Consider the following 4,249-nt stretch of genomic DNA (forward strand, 5'->3'; position numbering starts at 1 on the left):
GAGGAGCGGAAAGGCTGTCTGGAAACCGATGATACCGTTGGCAGCCTCCTCGAACTCGCAGCTTTTTACCAGATCCTCATGGGGTGCATGGTCAGTTGCAACGCACTCAATCGTGCCGTCCACGATTGCGGCCAGAAGGGCCCTTCTGTCGTCCTCTTTCCTCAAGGGGGGATTCATCTTCGCCTTCGTGTTGTATCCCAAAACCTCTCTTTCCGTAAGGGTAAGATAGTGGGGAGCTGTTTCGGCCGTGACTCTGACTCCCCTTTCCTTTGCATCCCGTATCAAGTCAATGCCCCGTTTCGTCGAAAGATGGGCTATGTGGATTCTCGCACCCGTGTATTCTGCAAGGAGGATATCCCTGGCAATCATGATCTCCTCGGAAACAGGGGGGACACCGGTGAGTCCCAATACCGCTGAGGTCTCCCCCTCGTTCATGCATCCCCCTTCACTGAGGCCGGCATCCTCCTCGTGAAGTATGAGCAAGGCGTCGAACATTTTGCTGTAATCCATCGCCCGCATCATGATAAGGGAGTCCATAATGGGTTTGCCATCATCGGAAAGGGCTATCGCTCCTGATTCAAGAAGTTCTCCAAAGTCAGTGAGCTCTTTACCCTCCAGATTGTGGGTGATCGAGGCTACCGGAAATACCTTGACCAAACCTTTTTTCCTTGCTTTCTCGATAATATAGCGTGTAATTTCCGGGTTGTCGTTCACAGGATCGGTGTTGGCCATGCAGACAACCGATGTAAAGCCACCGGCGGCGGCAGCCTTTGTTCCGCTTACGATATCCTCCTTCCATTCGTAACCCGGTTCCCTCAGGTGGCTGTGCAGGTCGATAAAGCCCGGCATCACATGCAGGCCCGATATATCGATGATCTCAAAGTCTCCTTCCGCCGGAAACTGGTCACTCCTGGCCAGTTTGACTATTTTGCCTTTCTCCACGAATATATCCCGTGTATCCAGCGTGTCCGACGCATAATCCACCACCGTGCCGCCTCGAAAAACGATCATCTGCCCTCCCTGTTATAGCGCGGTTTTCTCCTTCACTGCCGAGAGCAGGTAAAGAACTGCCATTCTCACGGCAACGCCTGACTCTACTTGCTGCAGGACAACCGATTTCTCGCAATCAACGAGCTCATCGGAGATTTCCCAGCCCCTGTTGACAGGACCGGGGTGCATGATAATCGCATCCTCCCTGGCTTTGGCAAAACGCTCCCTGTTCAGGCCAAAATATTTGACGTATTCCCTTATCGAGGGGAAGTAGCTTGACTGCATCCTCTCGAGCTGGATTCGCAGCACAATGATGATATCCTTCCCCTTTATGGCTTCGTCGAGATCCCAGGTGGCCTCCACTCCCAGCGATTGCCACCATCTCGGTATGAGCGTCGAGGGACCGCAGACCGTAACACGTGCTCCCAGTTTTTTGAGCGCCGGTATATCGGACCTCGCAACACGGCTGTGGAGGACGTCTCCCAGTATGAGCACCTCCGCACCCTCCAGTGATCCCCTCATTTTTCTCAGCGTATAGATGTCCAGCAGCCCCTGCGTGGGATGCTCGTGCTTCCCGTCACCCGCATTGACGATGGCAACATTCATTTTGCTTGACAGAAAGTATGGCGCACCTGAAGCAGAGTGCCTTATGACAAGGATATCCGGTTTCATCGCCTCTATGTTTCTCGCCGTGTCCAAAAGCGTCTCTCCCTTTTTAACGCTGCTGGCAGTGGAGGTAAAGTTTATCACGTCGGCAGAGAGCCTCTTCCCGGCAATTTCAAAGGATGTTCGTGTCCTCGTGCTCGGCTCGAAAAAGAGATTAACCACCGTTTTCCCTCTCAGCGAAGGAACTTTCTTTATGTCACGGGACATTATCTCTTCCATCGATTTGGCCGTCTCCAGGATCAACTCTATCTCATCCCGCTCCATCTCCTTTATTCCCAGCAAGTCTTTGGCTCTCAGTGATTCAATCATCTTGGCTTCTCTCCCGAATATCAACGCTCCACTCATCCAGGGTCTGCGTCATGTTCACATTGACGAGCTCGGTCACCGATGTGGGTACGTTGCGTCCCACATAATCAGCCCGTATGGGAAGCTCCCTGTGACCCCTGTCGATCAGCACAGCCAGCTGAATTGAACGTGGCCTCCCGAAATCGATAAGGGCATCCATGGCCGCCCGTATGGTTCGCCCCGTGAAGAGAACGTCATCGACGAGGACTACGACGCGCTCATCTATGGGAAATGTAATCTCTGTCTTCTTGAGCCTCGGATGATAGCCGATCCGTGAAAGGTCGTCTCGGTACAACGTAATATCAATGTAACCCGAGGGAACTTCTACCCCCTCGATCTTCCTGATTTTCTGCTTGAGGATATCTGCAAGGGGAATCCCGCCGGTGCATACTCCGATGAGCACGAGGTCTCCTGCCCCTTTGTTTTTTTCAAGAATTTCGTGAGCGATGCGGGACAAGGCCCTGTCGATTCCTTTGCCGTCCATGAGAATTTTTTTCTGCTCCCTCGGCATAAATCCTCCATGGCTTCAGCTGTTTACGGACAAAAAAAAACCCTCTCGCCCGTTCCGAGAAGGTTAGGTAAACAGAGCAACCGGGATCACGTTTTCTCCTTTGCTGGCCTCACTGGATCAGCTTAAAAGGTCTAACAACTATATCACTCTCTGTTGTGAAGGTCAATAAAAATGCTCTTGCGGCATCCTCACCCCCAGCACATTTTTTTGAGCGGAAGGCATGCATGGACAGAGTCAGCGTATAAAGTCTCCCACTCTCCCCCACCTGATGCGCCCCGGCCACTTCCAGAACTCGAACCATCTGTCCTCCGGCGTTTTTTTTATCGAGAAATAAATTATGAATGCCTTGCCGATGACTTCGTTTATGTCGACGAACCCCCAAAAACGCGAGTCGTAACTCCTGTCCCTGTTGTCTCCTTCAACGAAGATCTTTCCCTCGGGGATCCGCAAAGGGCCGAAGTTGTCCCTCTTGGGAATGATCCTGTTCTCTTCAACAAACTGGGTGTATGGCTCATCCTGCAACTCTCCGTTCACGTAAAGCCGCTTATCTTTGATTTCGACGACATCACCTTCAATGCCGACCACCCTTTTGATGAAATCTTTCGATTTGTCCTCGGGAAATACGAAAACGATCACGTCTCTTCGCTGCGGCTTCTTGAAAGCAAATATCCTTTTGCCGAGCAGAGGGATCCTGATGCCATAGATAAACTTGTTAACGAAAATATGGTCGCCAATGAGAAGGGTCGATTCCATCGAACCGGAAGGTATCTTGAAAGCCTGAACGATAAAGGTCCTGATAAACAGGGCAATAATCAGCGCAATTATGAGGGCTTCGAGGTATTCCCTGAACGTGCTCTTTTTTGCCACTTGGCCGTCAGTCTTATCCGTATTCCCGATTTTATCATTCATCCCTTATTCCTTTATCTTGAGGATTGCCAAAAAAGCTTCCTGGGGGATTTCAATGGTGCCAACCTGCTTCATCCTTTTTTTCCCCTCCTTTTGCCGCTCCAGAAGCTTCCTTTTTCTCGTAACGTCTCCTCCGTAACATTTTGCGAGAACATTTTTTCGCATGGCTTTTATCGTTTCGCGGGCGATGACCTTTGAGCCAATTGCCGCCTGAATGACAACGTCAAACATCTGTCTCGGAATCAGCTCTTTCAATCTCTCACCGAGTTCCCGCCCCCTCCTGTAAGCCTTTTGTCGATGGACGATCGTCGAGAGTGCGTCAACTTTTTCTTTATTGATGAGTATATCGAGAAGAACGAGATCAGATTCCTGGTAACCCTTGAAGTCATAATCTAAAGACGCATATCCTCGCGAAGCCGTCTTGAGCCTGTCATAAAAATCGAGGACGATCTCATTGAGAGGCAGGTCATATGTGACAATCACCCTTTTACCCGGGACAAACTTCAAATCTTTCTGGATGCCTCTTTTGTCTTCGCATATTTTCAGAATATTCCCCAGGTATTCCGTGGGCAGATGTATCGTAGCGGTAATGACGGGTTCCTCCAGATAATTCATCTCCGCCTGCGAGGGCAGATGTGACGGACTGTCAATTTCCAGAAACTCGCCATTTTTCATAGACACCCGGTAGCGAACCGTTGGCGCGGTCGTTATCAGGTCTATCCCGAATTCCCTCTCGAGCCGTTCCTGTATTATTTCCATGTGCAGGAGTCCGAGAAAGCCGCATCGAAAACCAAAACCCAACGCCGTTGAGGTTTCCGGGTCCGAAGAAAA

The 4,249-nt window shown here is 50.6% G+C and carries 4 protein-coding genes and 1 pseudogene (1 of these 5 running past the window's edge); all 5 read right to left on the reverse strand.

The genetic code is table 11. The features are described 5' to 3' along the window. Positions 1-1,011, reverse strand: a 1,011-nt coding sequence (locus GTN70_04700) for an amidohydrolase family protein (protein NIO16282.1), incomplete at its 3' end; no start/stop codon positions are given. 12 nt (positions 1,012-1,023) lie between these two features. Further along, on the reverse strand, positions 1,024-1,965 hold the full coding sequence (locus GTN70_04705; GenBank protein NIO16283.1) for an aspartate carbamoyltransferase catalytic subunit: 942 nt from the start codon (positions 1,963-1,965) through the stop codon (positions 1,024-1,026). Beyond that, positions 1,958-2,512, reverse strand: coding sequence for a bifunctional pyr operon transcriptional regulator/uracil phosphoribosyltransferase PyrR (gene pyrR / locus GTN70_04710; GenBank protein ID NIO16284.1), 555 nt, complete (start codon positions 2,510-2,512; stop codon positions 1,958-1,960). The genes GTN70_04705 and pyrR overlap by 8 nt, the downstream gene beginning before the upstream one ends. A gap of 234 nt (positions 2,513-2,746) precedes the next feature. Further along, positions 2,747-3,421, reverse strand: a complete 675-nt coding sequence (lepB, locus tag GTN70_04715) for a signal peptidase I (protein ID NIO16285.1) — start codon at positions 3,419-3,421, stop codon at positions 2,747-2,749. 3 nt (positions 3,422-3,424) lie between these two features. Then, positions 3,425-4,249 (reverse strand): annotated as a pseudogene (locus GTN70_04720) (GTP-binding protein); it runs 909 nt beyond the window's last position.

It is taken from the genome of Deltaproteobacteria bacterium (assembly GCA_011773515.1).
GTDB lineage: Bacteria > Desulfobacterota > Deferrimicrobia > J040 > J040 > WVXK01.